This window comes from Streptomyces sp. 135, from assembly GCF_020026305.1.
GTDB lineage: Bacteria > Actinomycetota > Actinomycetes > Streptomycetales > Streptomycetaceae > Streptomyces.
In genome coordinates, this window is the sequence record NZ_CP075691.1 from 2,022,269 (window position 1) to 2,037,069 (window position 14,801).

Here is a 14,801-nt window from a genome sequence, read left to right on the forward strand (position 1 = left end):
CGTAAGAAGTCTGCTCGCTGCGGGACGGTGTCCGGTCTTAACCGACCGAACCCTCCATCTGCAGCTCGATCAGCCGGTTCAGCTCCAGGGCGTACTCCATGGGCAGCTCCTTGGCGATCGGCTCCACGAAGCCGCGGACGATCATCGCCATGGCCTCGAACTCGGTCATGCCGCGGCTCATCAGGTAGAAGAGCTGGTCGTCGGAGACCTTGGAGACGGTCGCCTCGTGGCCCATCGACACGTCGTCCTCGCGGACGTCGACGTAGGGGTAGGTGTCCGAGCGGGAGATCGTGTCGACGAGCAGCGCGTCGCAGAGCACGTTCGACTTCGATCCGGCGGCGCCCTCACCGATCTCGACGAGGCCGCGGTACGACGTACGACCGCCGCCGCGCGCCACCGACTTGGAGACGATGTTGGAGGAGGTGTTCGGCGCCATGTGGACCATCTTGGAGCCGGCGTCCTGGTGCTGGCCCTCGCCCGCGAAGGCGATGGACAGCGTCTCGCCCTTGGCGTGCTCGCCCATGAGGTAGACGGCCGGGTACTTCATGGTGACCTTGGAACCGATGTTGCCGTCGATCCACTCCATGGTCGCGCCCTCGTACGCCACGGCGCGCTTGGTGACCAGGTTGTAGACGTTGTTCGACCAGTTCTGGATCGTCGTGTAGCGGCAGCGGCCGCCCTTCTTCACGATGATCTCGACGACGGCGGAGTGCAGCGAGTCCGACTTGTAGATCGGCGCGGTGCAGCCCTCGACGTAGTGGACGTAGGCGTCCTCGTCGACGATGATCAGCGTCCGCTCGAACTGGCCCATGTTCTCCGTGTTGATACGGAAGTAGGCCTGGAGCGGGATCTCGACGTGCACGCCCTTGGGGACGTAGATGAACGAGCCGCCCGACCACACGGCGGTGTTCAGCGACGCGAACTTGTTGTCGCCGACGGGGATGACGGTCCCGAAGTACTCCTTGAAGAGCTCCGGATGCTCCTTCAGTGCCGTGTCGGTGTCGAGGAAGATGACGCCCTGCTCCTCCAGGTCCTCGCGGATCTGGTGGTAGACGACCTCCGACTCGTACTGGGCCGCGACACCGGCGACGAGGCGCTGCTTCTCCGCCTCGGGGATGCCGAGCTTGTCGTACGTGTTCTTGATGTCCTCGGGCAGGTCCTCCCAGGACTCCGCCTGCTTCTCCGTGGAGCGCACGAAGTACTTGATGTTGTCGAAGTCGATGCCGGAGAGGTCCGAGCCCCAGTTCGGCATGGGCTTCTTGTCGAAGAGGCGCAGGCCCTTGAGGCGCAGCTTCGTCATCCACTCCGGCTCGGACTTCTTGGCCGAGATGTCCCGGACGACGTCCTCGTTGATGCCGCGCTTGGCAGAGGCACCCGCCGCGTCGGAGTCGGCCCAGCCGTATTCGTAGTTGCCCAGGCCCTCGAGCTCAGGGTGGGCAGTCTCCGTGGGGAGAGTCATGCGGGGTTCCTCCCGGCCGTGCTTGCTGATGCTGGTGTGGTGGTCCGTGTGGTGCTGTCGCCGCTGCTGCCACTGCGCGGGATGAACGTCGTGCAGACGCCGTCTCCGTGGGCGATGGTGGCGAGGCGCTGCACATGCGTGCCGAGCAGTGCGGAGAACATTTCCGTCTCCGCCTCGCACAGCTGCGGGAACTGCTCGGCGACATGGGCGACAGGGCAGTGGTGCTGGCAGAGCTGCTCGCCGACCGGTGCGCTGCGCGCCGTAGCAGCGTACCCGTCGGCGGTCAATGCCTTGGCCAGAGCCTCGGTGCGCTGTTCGGGTGGTGCGGCGTCGATCGCTTCCCGGTACGCCTCGGCCTGCGCGGCGAGCCGCTCGCGGGCGAAGGCGACGAGCGCGCCCTCGCCGTGCCGCTCGGTGATCCAGCGCAGGGCCTCGGCGGCGAGCTTGTCGTAGGACTGGTCGAAGGCGTCGCGGCCGCAGTCGGTCAGGGCGAAGACCTTCGCGGGGCGACCCCGGGTCCGCGCGCCGTAGACACGCTGCTCACGAGGCTCGACGACGTTCTCGTGGACGAGGGAGTCGAGGTGCCGGCGGACGGCCGCCTGGGTGAGACCGAGACGCTTCGCGAGGTCGGCGACGGTGGAGGGGCCGTGGTCCAGGATGGAGCGCGCGACCCGGTTGCGTGTGGATCGGTCCGACCGCAACCCGGCCGCGAGTTCCTCCTGCGGAGCCTCGCCAACGTTTTTCACAACGCCATTGTTGCGTAATTCCTCAGACCCTGACAACCCGCGTCCGGAGCACGGCCCGGTGCGCTACATCACTTAGGCATACCTAAGCTGACCTGCGGAAACGATCACCGAGGACCACCGGCTGCCGGGGAACCGACCGCGCCCCGCCGACCCGGCGCCCGCGCCATGTCCCTAGACTTGCCCACCATGCGAAACGAGCCCGTCGTCCAACTCCAGGGTCTGGTCAAGCGGTACGGAACCAAGACCGCGGTCGACGGCCTCGACCTGACGGCCGGGGCGGGCATCACCGCCGTCCTCGGCCCCAACGGCGCCGGCAAGACCACCACGGTCGAGACCTGCGAGGGGTACCGCAAGCCGGACTCCGGCACGGTCCGCGTCCTTGGTCTCGACCCGGTCCGCGAGGCCGATGCGCTGCGGCCCCGCATCGGGGTGATGCTCCAGTCCGGCGGCGTCTACTCCGGCGCCCGCGCGGACGAGATGCTGCGCCACGTCGCCAAGCTGCACGCGCATCCGCTGGACGTGGACGCCCTCATCGAGCGCCTCGGGCTCGCCTCGTGCGGCCGCACCACCTACCGGCGGCTCTCCGGCGGCCAGCAGCAGCGCCTCGCGCTCGCCCTGGCCGTGGTCGGCAGGCCCGAGCTGGTCTTCCTGGACGAGCCGACCGCCGGCCTCGACCCGCAGGCCCGCCGGGCGACCTGGGAGCTCGTCCGCGATCTGCGCCGCGACGGGGTCGCCGTCATCCTCACCACGCACCACATGGACGAGGCCGAGGAGCTCGCCGACGACGTCGCGATCATCGACGCGGGCAAGGTCATCGCCCAGGGCAGCCCCGACGAGCTGTGCCGCGGCGGTGCCGAGAACACCCTGCGGTTCACCGGCCGCCCGGGCCTCGACGTCGGCTCGCTGCTCAAGGCGCTGCCCCCGGACTCGGCCGCGGCCGAACTGACCCCCGGCGCCTATCGCGTGAGCGGCACGGTCGACCCGCAGCTGCTCGCCACCGTCACCTCCTGGTGCGCCCAGCACGGGGTGATGCCGGACCGGATCTCGGTCGAACGCCACACTCTGGAAGACGTCTTCTTGGAGCTCACGGGTAAGGAGCTGCGCGGATGAGCGCCGCCGGTACGTACACGCCGAAGCCGGGCGCCGCCCCGCTCCCCCGCATGATCGCCGCGCAGGCGGCCCTGGAGACGAGGATGCTGCTGCGCAACGGCGAGCAGCTGCTCCTCACCGTCGTGATCCCGACCCTGCTGCTCGTGCTGTTCAGCGCCGTGGACATCATCGACACGGGCAAGGGCGAGGCCGTGGACTTCCTCGCGCCCGGCGTCCTCGCGCTCGCCGTGATGTCGACGGCCTTCACCGGCCAGGCCATCGCGACCGGCTTCGAGCGGCGCTACGGCGTGCTCAAGCGGCTCGGCGCCTCCCCACTGCCCCGCTGGGGGCTGATGGCGGCCAAGACCCTCTCCGTGCTGGTCACCGAGGTCCTCCAGGTCGCGCTGCTGACGGCCATCGCGTTCGCGCTCGGCTGGTCGCCGCACGGTAACCCCGTCTCCGTCCTGCTCCTGCTGCTCCTCGGCACGGCGGCCTTCTCCGGGCTCGGCCTGCTGATGGCGGGCACGCTCAAGGCCGAGGCGACGCTGGCGGCCGCGAACCTCGTCTTCCTGCTCCTCCTCGTGGGCGGCGGCGTCATCGTGCCGCTCGACAAGTTCCCCGGGGCGGTCCAGTCGGCCCTCGGCCTGCTGCCCGTCTCGGCGCTCTCGGAGGGGCTGCGCGACGTCCTCCAGCACGGCGCGGGCATGCCGTGGGCGGACCTCGGGATCCTCGCGGTGTGGGCGGTCCTCGGGCTCGGCGCGGCGGCGAAGTTCTTCCGCTGGGAGTAGCCGGACGCCGGATACGTCCCCCTCGTGAAGCCGTGCACAAGCGGCCCCCTACGATGGGTCGCGTGCCAAACGTGACCCGAGCCGACCTCGCTCAAGCCGCGCGGAACCCGCTCGCCTTCATCGCCGAGCGCTGGACCCCCACCCAGCGGACCGTCCAGCGGGCGGCCTTCATCTCCCTCGCCATGACGGTGGTCATCGTGGTGACGGGCGGAGCCGTCCGGCTGACCGGTTCGGGGCTCGGCTGCCCGACCTGGCCCAAGTGCACGGAGGACTCCCTCACCGCGACGAGCGAGATGGGCTTCCACGGCTACATCGAGTTCGGCAACCGCGTCCTGACGTACGTGCTGTGCGCCGCCGTCGGCTGGGCGATCATCGCGGCGCGCGCGCAGAAGCCGATGCGGCGCAGCCTCACCCGGCTCGGCTGGACGCAGTTCTGGCTGGTCATGGGCAACGCCGTACTCGGCGGCATCGTCGTACTCGTCGGCCTGAACCCCTACACGGTCGCCGCGCACTTCCTGCTCTCCTCGGCCCTGATCGCGATCGCCGCCATCATGTGGCAGCGCTCCCGCGAGGGCGACACCGAGCCGCGCCCGCTGGTCGGCAAGGCCGTGGCGCAGCTGGTCTGGTTCCTGGTGGCGGCCTCGGTGCTGCTGATCGCGGTCGGCACGGTCGTGACCGGCGCCGGGCCGCACGCGGGCGACTCCAGCGACGTGCCGCGGATGAACCTCGCCCCGGTCGGTCTGGACTGGGAGGGCGTCACCAAGCTGCACGCGGTGCTCGCCTGGATCGTGGTGACGCTGACCTTCGCCCTGTGGTTCGTCCTCAAGGCGGTGGACGCGCCGCGCGGCCCGCTGGCCCGCACCCGCGACCTGTTCCTGATCCTCCTCGCCCAGGGCGCCATCGGCTACGTCCAGTACTTCACGGACCTGCCGGAGATCCTGGTCGGCCTGCACATGTTCGGCTCGTGCCTGGTGTGGATCGCCGTGCTGCGCGTGCTGCTGTCCCTGCGGGAGCGGCCGCTGCCCACGGCCGGGGTGCCCGCGCAGGCGGACGACTCGCGGCTCTCGGTGGTCTAGAGGCCTCTAGAGGCCGTACACGCGGCAGGCGTTGCCCGCCGCGATCAGGCCCGCCACGCGCTGCGCGTCGGTGAGCGACCAGGCCCCCTCGGCGACCCAGCCGCCGAGGACGCGCCCGAGCGCCTCGCGGAACAGCCGGGCCCCCACGACATGCAGCTCCGGCAGCCCGTGCGCGCCGCTGGAGAACAGCAGCTTGCCGAAGGGCGCCAGTTCGAGGATCTCCGCGAGCACGGCCGCCGCCCGCGCCCCGGTGCGTACGAGCGCGGGCCCCAGGTCGGTGTACACATGCGGGAAGACGGCCGCGAGGTGGGCGGCGCCGCGGTGGTACGGATAGCCGTGCAGGAGCACCAGATCGGTGCCGAGGCCCGCGGTGGCGCGGGCGAAGTCCCCGAAGTGCGTCTGGGGGTCACCGGCGCCCGCGTGCAGCTGGAGCGGCCGGCCGGAGGCGACCGCGATCCACAGCAGATGCCGCAGCAGCACGGGGTCGGCGAGCTCCCCGCCCACCTGCCGCCCCGCGAGCCAGCGCCCCACCGCGCCCCGCACCTCCCCCGGCCCCGGTGGCCGCGCCGCGAGGGCGAGCGGATGGCGCACCCCCGCGACCGAGGTGAAGGCGACGGCGTGCGCGGCCGCGCCGTGCACGGACTCGGCGAGGTTGGCGAGGAAGGAGTCGGCGGTCCCGGAGGTGTCGGCGACCTGCTCGGCGAGGAGCTCCAGGCGCACGATCTCGCGGGCCTCCGCGTCGCCCGTGGACGCCATCTCGCCGGGCCCGGTCAGATCCCCCGGCAGCCCCGTGTCGACGAGGTACGTCGTGATGCCGCTGCCCCGCAGCAGCCGCCGCCCCGACTCCAGGACGCCGAGATCGCGGCGCCGGGCGAGGTAGCGGGCCGGCGGGCAGTGCGGTTCGAGGCCCAGCAGCGGCGGGCACCAGCGGCGCACCGCGAAGCCGGTCTGGGTGTCGAAGAAGGTGGTGCCGGGGGCGGGCGGTCCCTCGCCCCGGCCGAGGTGGGCCTCGAAGGTGCCGAGGCCCAGCTCCGTACGGAGGACGCCATGGCAGTACTGGTCCACCAGGGACGGCGTTTCGATCATGCGGACTCCCGCTGAATGGACCTTGCTCCTACGGTCCTAACGGGTGACCCGCGTGCCAGGTGTTGCTTTCGGCCGGTCTCGGCGGGTCGAACAACAGCACGGTTCAGGCGTCCGGCAGCGCGACTCAGGCGTTCTTCGGTCCGCCGAGCTGGATGCCGGCCATGCGGGTCCACTCGTATGGCCCGGTCCGCACCTTCGCGGCGAAGTCCCCGTCGAAGTCCTCGTGGACGGTGATCCCGGACTTCTCGACGGCGCTGAGCGCGACGGCGTGGGTGGGCGCCACCAGGTCGCCCCAGCCGCCGTCCTCGCCGACGAGGACGATGCGCGCGCCCTTCTGGCCGAGGTACGCGATCTGCCCCTCGGCCCCGCCGTGCTCGCGGGCGAAGGCGCCGATCTCCTTGGCGAGCCTGGCCGCCTTCCGCTCCGCACGAGCGGCCTGCTTGCCGTCGTCCGGCTTGCTCTCGTCCACCTGCTGCGTGTCTGCCATGGGCAGGATGCTACCGACGGGTAGATCAACTGGCGACGGGCGGGGCACGTGGCGTTCGACACCACGTGCCCCGCCCGTCGGCGAAGCGAGCGCTCAGCGCAGGAAGGGGTCCACCGCCACCGCGACGAAGAGCAGCGACACGTACGTGATGGACCAGTGGAAGAGCCGCATCTCCTTGAGCTGGCCGCCCGTGACCTCCGCCTTGGCGCGGTTCTGGAGGCCGTGCGCCTCCCACAGCCACCAGCCGCCGGTCACCAGCGCCACCGCCGTGTAGAACCAGCCGGTGTAGCCGAGCGGCTGGAGGAGCAGCGAGACGGCGACCATGACCCAGCTGTAGAGGACGATCTGCCGGGCGACGACCTTGTTCGAGGCGATGACCGGCAGCATCGGCACGCCCACGCGCGCGTAGTCGTCCTTGACCTTCATGGAGAGCGGCCAGTAGTGCGGCGGCGTCCAGAAGAACATGACGAGGAAGAGGATGACCGGCGCCCACGACAGGGAGTTCGTGACCGAGGACCAGCCGATGAGGACCGGCATGCAGCCCGCGATGCCGCCCCAGACGATGTTCTGCGAGGTGCGCCGCTTGAGGATCATCGTGTAGACGACCACGTAGAAGAGCAGCGCGCCGAGCGCGAGCCAGGCGGAGAGCCAGTTCACGGCGAGGCCGAAGAGCAGCGTGGAGACGACCGCGAGGGCGATGCCGAAGGCGAGGCACTCGCGGGGGCTCACCATTCCGGTGACCAGCGGCCGCTGCGACGTACGGTCCATGAGGGCGTCGATGTCGCGGTCGATGTACATGTTCAGCGCGTTGGCGCCGCCCGCCGAGAGGTAGCCGCCCAGGCAGGTCACGAAGACCAGCCAGAGGTCCGGCACGCCCTGTTCGGCGAGGAACATCACCGGAACGGTGGTGATGAGGAGGAGTTCGATGATCCGCGGCTTGGTCAGCGCCACGAACGCCTTGACACGGGCCCCGAACGGCCGATGGCTCGGGCTAAGGTCCGTCCCGGAAACCCCCGCTGGACGGGATTCAACGGCCGTCACGCACACCCCTGACAGAGACATCCCAGCGAGCCGACCGGCACCTTCTGACATGAAGATCCGGTAAAGGCTCGCGCGTACCACGCCACTGTAGACGTTGCCCATACCTCGCCCTTCGCGGGGGTGGGTTCGTGTTGAGCGTCCGGACGCGGGGTACCGAGGGTCGGGCGGCCGGTCGCGTGAGCGGCGTGGAGCGTCCTTTGAGCGGACACATGAGCGATACCGAACGACCATTGAGCGGACATATGAGCGCTTCGTTATTCACATGGCGAATCGCCGTGCATTCCTTTCAGGAGGCGGATCCCCGCTTGTCCCGGCAGTCTGGAATGGCTCGAAAAAATGCACGTTCTGGCAGCGGTAGGCTCGACAACGGCCGGTGAGATTCACATCGCCGGCATTCGACATGTGGAGAGGAGCCCTGACTCAGGGTGAGCACCAAGCCGACCACCACAGACCTCGAGTGGACCGAACTGGACCAGCGAGCCGTTGACACCGCTCGCGTCCTGGCCATGGATTCCGTACAGAAGGTCGGCAACGGCCATCCCGGTACGGCCATGAGCCTCGCGCCCGCCGCGTACACCCTTTTCCAGAAGGTGATGCGCCACGACCCGGCGGACGCGGAGTGGACCGGTCGCGACCGGTTCGTCCTTTCCGCGGGCCATTCGTCCCTGACCCTCTACATTCAGCTCTACCTGGCCGGCTTCGGCCTGGAGCTGGATGACCTGAAGGCCTTCCGCACCTGGGGCTCGAAGACCCCGGGTCACCCGGAGTACGGGCACACGACCGGCGTGGAGACGACGACGGGCCCGCTGGGCCAGGGCGTCGCCAACGCCGTGGGCATGGCGATGGCCGCCCGCTACGAGCGCGGTCTGTTCGACCCGGCGACCCCCGCGGGCGAGTCGCCGTTCGACCACCACATCTACGTCATCGCCGGTGACGGCTGCCTGGAGGAGGGCATCTCCGCGGAGGCGTCCTCGATGGCCGGGCACCAGAAGCTCGGCAACCTCGTGATGCTGTGGGATGACAACCACATCTCGATCGAGGGCGACACCGCCACCGCGATCTCCGAGGACACCCTCAAGCGGTACGAGGCCTACGGCTGGCACGTCCAGCGCGTGGAGCCCAAGGAGAACGGCGACCTCGACCCGGCCGCCCTGTACGCCGCGATCCAGGCCGCCAAGGCCGAGACCGAGCGTCCCTCCTTCATCGCGATGCGCTCGATCATCGCCTGGCCCGCCCCGAACGCGCAGAACACCGAGGCCGCCCACGGCTCGGCGCTCGGCGAGGAGGAAGTGGCCGCCACCAAGCGGGTCCTCGGCTTCGACCCGGAGCAGACCTTCGCGGTCTCCGACGAGGTCATCACGCACACCCGCAAGGCCCTCGACCGCGGCCGCGAGGCCAAGGCCGAGTGGGAGAAGGGCTTCGCCGCCTGGCGCACCGCGAACCCCGAGCACGCCGCCACCTTCGAGCGGGTCGCCGCGGGCGAACTGCCCGAGGGCTGGGAGGAGCACCTCCCCGTCTTCGAGACCGGCAAGGGCGTCGCCACGCGCGCCGCGTCCGGCAAGGTCCTCCAGGCGCTCGGCGCGGTCATCCCCGAGCTGTGGGGCGGCTCCGCCGACCTCGCGGGCTCGAACAACACGACGATCGACAAGACGTCGTCGTTCCTCCCGGCGGACAACCCGCTGCCGGAGGCCGACCCGTACGGCCGCACGATCCACTTCGGCATCCGCGAGCACTCCATGGCCGCGGAGATGAACGGCATCGCGCTGCACGGCAATACCCGCATCTACGGCGGCACCTTCCTGGTGTTCTCCGACTACATGCGCAACGCCGTCCGGCTGTCCGCGCTGATGCACCTGCCGGTGACGTACGTGTGGACGCACGACTCGGTGGGTCTCGGCGAGGACGGCCCGACGCACCAGCCGGTCGAGCACCTGGCCTCGCTGCGCGCCATCCCGGGCCTGAACGTCGTACGCCCGGCCGACGCGAACGAGACCGCCATCGCCTGGCGCGAGATCCTCAAGCGGTTCACCAAGGAGTTCGGCAAGGGCGCCCCGCACGGCCTCGCGCTGACCCGCCAGGGCGTACCGACGTACGACCGCAACGAGGACGCGGCCAAGGGCGGTTACGTCCTGTTCGAGGCCGAGGGCGGCACTCCGGAGGTCATCCTCATCGGCACCGGCTCCGAGGTGCAGCTCGCCGTCGAGGCGCGCGAGCAGCTCCAGGCCGCCGGCGTTCCGACGCGCGTCGTCTCGATGCCGTCGGTCGAGTGGTTCGAGGAGCAGGACCAGGGGTACCGCGAGAGCGTGCTGCCGCCGTCCGTGAAGGCGCGCGTGGCGGTCGAGGCGGGCATCGGCCTGACCTGGTACCGCTACGTGGGCGACGCCGGACGCATCGTCTCGCTGGAGCACTTCGGTGCCTCGGCCGACGGCAAGATCCTCTTCCGCGAGTTCGGGTTCACCGCCGACGCGGTGGCCCAGGCGGCGCGGGAATCGATCGCCGCCGCTCAGCGCTGACGCCCGTATACGACCAAGTAGGAGATGTAATTCCATGACAGACGCACTCAAGCGCCTCTCCGAAGAAGGCGTCGCGATCTGGCTGGACGACCTGTCGCGCAAGCGGATCACGTCCGGCAACCTCGCCGAGCTGATCGACCAGCAGCACGTCGTGGGCGTCACGACCAACCCGTCGATCTTCCAGAAGGCCATCTCGCAGGGCGACGGTTACGACCAGCAGCTCTCCGACCTGGCGGCCCGTGAGGTCACGGTCGAAGAGGCCATCCGCATGATCACGACGGCGGACGTCCGTGACGCCGCCGACATCCTGCGCCCGGTCTTCGACGCGACGGACGGCCAGGACGGCCGCGTGTCGATCGAGGTCGACCCGCGCCTCGCGCACAACACCAAGGCCACGGTCGCCGAGGCCAAGCAGCTCGCGTGGCTGGTGGACCGGCCGAACGCGCTCATCAAGATCCCCGCCACCCAGGCGGGCATCCCGGCGATCACCGAGGTCATCGGCCTCGGCATCAGCGTCAACGTCACGCTGATCTTCTCGCTGGAGCGCTACCGCATGGTCATGGACGCCTACCTCGCGGGCCTCGAGAAGGCCAAGGAGCGCGGCCTGGACCTGTCGAAGATCCACTCGGTGGCGTCCTTCTTCGTGTCCCGCGTGGACACCGAGATCGACAAGCGCCTGGACGGCATCGGCACCGACGAGGCCAAGGCCCTCAAGGGCAAGGCCGCCCTCGCCAACGCCCGGCTGGCCTACGAGGCGTACGAGGAGGTCTTCTCCTCGGACCGCTGGGCCGCGCTCGACAAGGCGCAGGCCAACAAGCAGCGTCCGCTGTGGGCCTCGACCGGCGTCAAGGACCCGGCGTACAAGGACACCCTGTACGTCGACGAGCTCGTCGCGCCCAACACGGTGAACACGATGCCCGAGGCGACCCTGGAGGCGACCGCCGACCACGGTCAGATCACCGGCAACACCATCGCGGGCACGTACGACGACGCGCGCGCCGAGATCGCCGCCGTGGAGAAGCTCGGCATCGCGTACGACGACGTCGTGCAGCTCCTTGAAGACGAGGGCGTCGAGAAGTTCGAGGCCTCCTGGACCGACCTGCTCAAGTCGACCGAGGCCGAGCTCAAGCGCCTCGCTCCTGCGAAGGGCTGACCACTTTGTCAAGCAGCAATCCGCTGCGTGACGCCGCAGACCGACGGCTCCCGCGTATCGCGGGGCCGTCGGGCCTGGTCATTTTTGGCGTCACGGGCGATTTGTCCCGTAAAAAGTTGATGCCCGCCGTCTACGACCTCGCCAACCGAGGCCTTCTGCCGCCGGGTTTTGCCCTCATCGGCTTCGCCCGCCGCGACTGGGAGGACGAGGACTTCGCCCAGGTCGTCCATGACGCGGTCAAGGAGCACGCGCGTACGCCGTTCCGCGAGGAGGTCTGGCAGCAGCTCATCCAGGGCATGCGCTTCGTCCAGGGCAACTTCGACGACGACGAGGCCTTCGAGCAGCTCAAGGCCACCATCCAGGAGCTGGACAAGGCGCAGGGCACCGGCGGCAACTTCGCCTTCTACCTCTCGGTGCCCCCGAAGTTCTTCCCGCAGGTCGTCCAGCAGCTCAAGAAGCACGACCTCGCCGATGCCCCCGAGGGCGCCTGGCGCCGCGCGGTCATCGAGAAGCCGTTCGGCCATGACCTGGCATCGGCCCGCGAGCTGAACGCGATCGTGCACGAGGTGTTCGCCCCGGACCAGGTGTTCCGGATCGACCACTACCTCGGCAAGGAGACCGTCCAGAACATCCTGGCGCTGCGCTTCGCCAACCAGATGTTCGAGCCGATCTGGAACCGGTCGTACGTGGACCACGTCCAGATCACGATGGCCGAGGACATCGGCATCGGCGGCCGCGCCGGCTACTACGACGGCATCGGCGCCGCCCGCGACGTCATCCAGAACCACCTGCTCCAGCTGATGGCGCTGACCGCGATGGAGGAGCCCGCCTCCTTCGACGCGAACGCGCTGGTCGCCGAGAAGGCGAAGGTGCTCGGCGCCGTCCGGCTGCCGAAGGACCTCGGCGCCAGCACGGTCCGCGGGCAGTACGCCGCGGGGTGGCAGGGCGGCGAGAAGGCCGTCGGCTACCTCCAGGAAGAGGGCATCGACCCCAAGTCGAAGACCGACACCTACGCGGCGATCAAGCTCGGGGTCGACAACCGCCGCTGGGCGGGCGTCCCCTTCTACCTGCGCACCGGCAAGCGCCTGGGCCGCCGCGTCACGGAGATCGCGGTCGTCTTCCAGCGCGCGCCGCACTCCCCCTTCGACCACACGGCGACCGAGGAGCTCGGGCAGAACGCGATCGTCATCCGCGTCCAGCCCGACGAGGGCATCACGGTCCGGTTCGGCTCGAAGGTCCCCGGCACCTCCATGGAGATCCGGGACGTCTCGATGGACTTCGCGTACGGCGAGTCCTTCACCGAGTCCAGCCCCGAGGCGTACGAGCGCCTGATCCTGGACGTCCTGCTCGGCGACGCCAACCTCTTCCCGCGCACGGAGGAGGTCGAGCTGTCCTGGAACATCCTCGACCCGATCGAGGAGTACTGGGACAAGCACGGCAAGCCCGCGCAGTACCCGGCAGGCACCTGGGGCCCGACCGAGGCGGACGAAATGCTCGCACGAGACGGACGGAGCTGGCGTCGGCCATGAAGATCGACCTTACGGACACCACGTCCAGCAAGATCAACAAGGCGCTCGTGCAGGGCCGCAGGGCGATCGGCACCCCGGCCGTCGGCATGGTCCTGACCCTCGTCATCGTCACCGACGAGGAGAACGCCTACGACTCCCTGAGGGCCGCCAACGAAGCGTCCCGCGAGCACCCCTCGCGCACCCTCGTGGTCATCAAGCGGGCCGCGCGCTCGCCCCGTGACCGCACCAACTCGCGGCTCGACGCCGAGGTGCGGGTCGGCGTGGAGGCGGGCACCGGCGAGACGGTGATCCTGCGGCTGTACGGCGAGGTCATCGACCACGCCCAGTCGGTCGTGCTTCCGCTGCTGCTGCCCGACGCCCCGGTGGTCGTCTGGTGGCCGGTGAACGCCCCGGCCGACGCCGCCAACGACCCGCTCGGCGCCCTGGCGCAGCGCCGCGTGACGGACTCGTACACGGCCGAGGACCCGATCCGGGAGCTGACCGCCCGCGCCGAGTCCTACCACCCCGGTAGCACGGACCTGGCCTGGACCCGCATCACCCCGTGGCGCTCCATGCTCGCCGCGGCGCTGGACCAGATCGCCTGCAAGGTGAAGTCGGTGCAGGTCGACGGCGAGGAGTTCAACCCGAGCTGTGAGCTGCTCGCCATGTGGCTCGCGGACCGGCTCGACGTACCGGTGCGGCGGGCGATCTCGCCGGGCCCCGGCCTGACCGGCGTACGCATGGAGACCGACTGCGGCCCCATCGTGCTCGACCGGGCCGACGGCTCGCTCGCCACGCTGCACATCGAGGGCCAGCCCAACCGCGCGGTGGCGCTCAAGCGCCGCGAGACGGCCGAGCTGATCGCCGAGGAGCTGCGGCGCCTCGACCCGGACGACACCTACGCCTCCGCGCTCAAGTACGGCGTGGACCGGCTGGCGGAGACGCCGTCGGAGCCGGTGACGGAGACGGCCGGGGAAGCCAGGGAGCCCGGTGGCTCCCCGGCGGCCCCCGAGCCGAAGAAGGCCCCGGCGAAGAAGGCCGCCACGAAGAAGGCGGCGGCCAAGTGACCGGGGCCCCGCAGCTCGTCGTCCACCGCGACAAGGAGCTGATGGCACGGGCCGCGGCGGCCCGTCTCATCACGAAGATCGTCGACGCGCAGTCCGCGAGGGGCTACGCGTCGGTGGTCCTCACCGGCGGCCGCAACGGCAACGGCCTGCTGGCGGCGCTCGCCGCCTCCCCGGCCCGGGACGCGGTCGACTGGTCGCGCCTCGACCTGTGGTGGGGCGACGAGCGCTTCCTGCCGGACGGTGACGCGGAGCGCAACTACACCCAGGCCCGCGCGGCGCTGCTCGACTCGGTGCCGGTCAACCCGGCGCGGGTGCACCCGATGCCCGCCTCGGACGGCCCCTACGAGGTGGACGCCGCCGCCGAGGTCTACGCCGCCGAACTCGCCGCCGCCGCGCGCCCGGAGGACCACGGCCAGGTGCCGGCCTTCGACGTCCTGATGCTCGGCGTCGGCCCGGACACGCATGTCGCCTCGCTCTTCCCGGAGCACCCGGCGGTGCGCGAGACGGAGCGCTCGGTGGTCGGCGTGCACGGTGCGCCGAAGCCCCCGCCGACCCGCATCTCCCTGACGCTCCCGGCGATCAGGGCGGCGCGCGAGGTGTGGCTGCTGGCCGCGGGCGAGGACAAGGCGGGGGCCGCGGCCATCGCCCTGTCCGGAGCGGGCGAGGTGCAGGCCCCCGCGGCCGGCGCCCGAGGCCGCTCGCGCACGCTGTGGCTGCTGGACGCGGCGGCGGCCTCGCAGCTCCCTCCGGAGCTGTATCCGCCGGCTGTGGCCTAGCCGCCGGTTCGT

Annotated in this window: 13 protein-coding genes; 8 read left to right on the forward strand and 5 right to left on the reverse strand. The window is 70.4% G+C overall.

Annotated features, from left to right (window positions below):
• Positions 1-37: 37 nt before the first annotated feature.
• Both sufB and KKZ08_RS09150 read right to left on the reverse strand, forming a co-directional pair.
• Positions 38-1,459, reverse strand: a complete 1,422-nt coding sequence (gene sufB / locus KKZ08_RS09145) for a Fe-S cluster assembly protein SufB (protein WP_223773968.1) — start codon at positions 1,457-1,459, stop codon at positions 38-40.
• Positions 1,456-2,205 (reverse strand): metalloregulator ArsR/SmtB family transcription factor, encoded by a 750-nt coding sequence (locus KKZ08_RS09150; RefSeq protein WP_223773969.1) that lies wholly within the window; start codon positions 2,203-2,205, stop codon positions 1,456-1,458. Before KKZ08_RS09150 ends, sufB begins: the two co-directional genes overlap by 4 nt.
• Positions 2,206-2,391: 186 nt before the next feature.
• On the opposite strand from KKZ08_RS09150, the gene KKZ08_RS09155 reads away from it, so the two are divergent.
• Genes KKZ08_RS09155 through KKZ08_RS09165 form a run of 3 tightly spaced genes read left to right on the forward strand, consistent with a single transcriptional unit; the run spans position 2,392 to position 5,158 of the window.
• Positions 2,392-3,315 carry an ABC transporter ATP-binding protein gene (locus KKZ08_RS09155; RefSeq protein WP_223773970.1) on the forward strand — a complete coding sequence of 308 codons (924 nt, stop codon included), beginning with the start codon at positions 2,392-2,394 and terminating at the stop codon, positions 3,313-3,315.
• Complete coding sequence (locus KKZ08_RS09160; RefSeq protein ID WP_223773971.1) at positions 3,312-4,082, forward strand: ABC transporter permease; 771 nt, start codon at positions 3,312-3,314, stop codon at positions 4,080-4,082. The genes KKZ08_RS09155 and KKZ08_RS09160 overlap by 4 nt, the downstream gene beginning before the upstream one ends.
• A gap of 53 nt (positions 4,083-4,135) precedes the next feature.
• A complete protein-coding gene (locus tag KKZ08_RS09165; RefSeq protein WP_223773972.1) occupies positions 4,136-5,158 on the forward strand; it encodes a COX15/CtaA family protein in 1,023 nt (340 codons plus the stop codon).
• A gap of 6 nt (positions 5,159-5,164) precedes the next feature.
• Here KKZ08_RS09165 and KKZ08_RS09170 read toward each other — a convergent pair whose 3' ends face one another.
• The 3 genes from KKZ08_RS09170 to KKZ08_RS09180 form a co-directional block, all read right to left on the reverse strand.
• On the reverse strand, positions 5,165-6,244 hold the full coding sequence (locus tag KKZ08_RS09170; RefSeq protein WP_223773973.1) for an amidohydrolase: 1,080 nt from the start codon (positions 6,242-6,244) through the stop codon (positions 5,165-5,167).
• 124 nt (positions 6,245-6,368) lie between these two features.
• Positions 6,369-6,731, reverse strand: a complete 363-nt coding sequence (locus tag KKZ08_RS09175; RefSeq protein ID WP_223773974.1) for a hypothetical protein — start codon at positions 6,729-6,731, stop codon at positions 6,369-6,371.
• A 93-nt stretch (positions 6,732-6,824) separates the two neighbouring features.
• Positions 6,825-7,778, reverse strand: a complete 954-nt coding sequence (locus tag KKZ08_RS09180; protein WP_223778968.1) for a heme o synthase — start codon at positions 7,776-7,778, stop codon at positions 6,825-6,827.
• A 419-nt stretch (positions 7,779-8,197) separates the two neighbouring features.
• Between KKZ08_RS09180 and tkt the strand changes: the two genes are divergently transcribed.
• The 5 genes from tkt to pgl are packed head-to-tail and all read left to right on the forward strand — an operon-like array spanning position 8,198 to position 14,789.
• Positions 8,198-10,285, forward strand: a complete 2,088-nt coding sequence (gene tkt, locus KKZ08_RS09185) for a transketolase (RefSeq protein WP_223773975.1) — start codon at positions 8,198-8,200, stop codon at positions 10,283-10,285.
• A gap of 34 nt (positions 10,286-10,319) precedes the next feature.
• On the forward strand, positions 10,320-11,438 hold the full coding sequence (gene tal / locus KKZ08_RS09190) for a transaldolase (protein WP_223773976.1): 1,119 nt from the start codon (positions 10,320-10,322) through the stop codon (positions 11,436-11,438).
• The gene (gene zwf, locus KKZ08_RS09195) at positions 11,435-12,967 is read left to right on the forward strand and encodes a glucose-6-phosphate dehydrogenase (RefSeq protein WP_223778969.1); all 1,533 of its coding nucleotides are present in this window, start codon (positions 11,435-11,437) and stop codon (positions 12,965-12,967) included. The genes tal and zwf overlap by 4 nt, the downstream gene beginning before the upstream one ends.
• Positions 12,964-14,013 (forward strand): glucose-6-phosphate dehydrogenase assembly protein OpcA, encoded by a 1,050-nt coding sequence (opcA, locus tag KKZ08_RS09200; protein WP_223773977.1) that lies wholly within the window; start codon positions 12,964-12,966, stop codon positions 14,011-14,013. The genes zwf and opcA overlap by 4 nt, the downstream gene beginning before the upstream one ends.
• Positions 14,010-14,789 (forward strand): 6-phosphogluconolactonase, encoded by a 780-nt coding sequence (gene pgl / locus KKZ08_RS09205; RefSeq protein WP_223773978.1) that lies wholly within the window; start codon positions 14,010-14,012, stop codon positions 14,787-14,789. Before opcA ends, pgl begins: the two co-directional genes overlap by 4 nt.
• The last annotated feature ends 12 nt before the right edge of the window (positions 14,790-14,801 follow it).

Coding starts and splice junctions, on each gene's coding strand:
- sufB (WP_223773968.1), bottom strand. CDS start 1,459: ATGACTCTCCCCACGGAGACTGCCCACCCTGAGCTCGAGGGCCTGGGC.
- KKZ08_RS09170 (WP_223773973.1), bottom strand. CDS start 6,244: ATGATCGAAACGCCGTCCCTGGTGGACCAGTACTGCCATGGCGTCCTC.
- KKZ08_RS09160 (WP_223773971.1), top strand. CDS start 3,312: ATGAGCGCCGCCGGTACGTACACGCCGAAGCCGGGCGCCGCCCCGCTC.
- KKZ08_RS09165 (WP_223773972.1), top strand. CDS start 4,136: ATGGGTCGCGTGCCAAACGTGACCCGAGCCGACCTCGCTCAAGCCGCG.
- KKZ08_RS09155 (WP_223773970.1), top strand. CDS start 2,392: ATGCGAAACGAGCCCGTCGTCCAACTCCAGGGTCTGGTCAAGCGGTAC.
- KKZ08_RS09175 (WP_223773974.1), bottom strand. CDS start 6,731: ATGGCAGACACGCAGCAGGTGGACGAGAGCAAGCCGGACGACGGCAAG.
- opcA (WP_223773977.1), top strand. CDS start 12,964: ATGAAGATCGACCTTACGGACACCACGTCCAGCAAGATCAACAAGGCG.
- tal (WP_223773976.1), top strand. CDS start 10,320: ATGACAGACGCACTCAAGCGCCTCTCCGAAGAAGGCGTCGCGATCTGG.